Here is a 1,082-nt window from a genome sequence, read left to right as displayed (position 1 = left end):
CAACCATCAGCTCTCCCTCGCCGAGATCCTCGCCTTCACCAACGGCTCCGACGACGTGCTGCGCGACCTGCACCAGGGGCTGCACAGCGCCGACGCCCCGCCGTCCTGCTGGCCCGGGGTAGCGCCACCGTCGGCCGGGCCTTCCAGGCCGCCGCCGCTGGTGGTCTGCATGTCGTCATCGTTGAGTGCCATGGGTGCTCCCTCGGGTGTGCCGCCCCGTCGTACGCCGGGGTTCGTCGTGCAGCGGGTGGTACCCCACGTGCGATCTTCTCTAACCACACCGTAGACGTCCGGACCCGGCGACACGGACGGTTCGCCCTGCCCGGGCCCGGGTAGGGAGGTGGTCATGGCGATCCTGGTCGGCACCTCCGGCTGGCAGTACCGGGACTGGCGGGACCGCTTCTATCCGGCGAAGCTGCCGCAGCGGCTCTGGCTGGAACACTTCGCCGCGCGGTTCGCGACGGTGGAGGTGAACAACGCCTTCTACCGGCTACCCGAGCGGGACACCTTCGTGGCCTGGCGGGACCGGACCCCCGACGACTTCTGCGTGGCGGTCAAGATGAGCCGCTACCTCACCCACATCAAGCGGCTGCGGGATCCGGCCGAGCCGGTGGCCCGCTTCCTCGACCGGGCGACCGGCCTGGGCGACCGGCTGGGGCCGGTGCTGGTGCAGCTCCCGCCGAACCTGCGGGCCGACCCGGACGCGCTGGACGCCACGCTGCGGCTCTTCCCGGCCGACGTGCGGGTGGCCGTCGAACCGCGGCACCCCACCTGGTGGACCGACGACGTGCGCCGGGTCCTGGAACGCCGCCGCGCCGCGCTGGTCTGGGCCGATCGGCTCAGCCGCCCGGTCACCCCGCTCTGGCGGACCGCCGACTTCGGCTACCTGCGGCTGCACGAGGGCCGCGCCCGACCGTGGCCGCGCTACGGCGCGACCGCGCTGGCCACCTGGGTACGCCGGCTGGCCGCCGCGTTCACCGCCGAGGAGCCGGCGTACGTCTACTTCAACAACGACCCGGGCGGGGCGGCGATCGTCGACGCGGTGGCCTTCGCCGCGCTGGCCCGGCGGGCGGGGCTGCCGG

The 1,082-nt window shown here is 73.8% G+C and carries 2 protein-coding genes; both read left to right on the top strand.

Features of this window, described 5'->3' with window-relative positions:
• A partial coding sequence (locus ACWEVO_RS37015; protein WP_452312023.1) for a hypothetical protein occupies positions 1–286 on the top strand: 286 nt, incomplete at its 5' end.
• Positions 287–346: 60 nt separating this feature from the next.
• The coding region (locus ACWEVO_RS37010; RefSeq protein ID WP_452312022.1) for a DUF72 domain-containing protein at positions 347–1,082 on the top strand (736 nt) is incomplete at its 3' end.

This window comes from Micromonospora sp. NPDC003776, assembly GCF_053605645.1.
The sequence above is the reverse complement of the archived record's forward strand: the minus strand, read 5'-3'. Positions and strand labels throughout refer to the sequence as shown.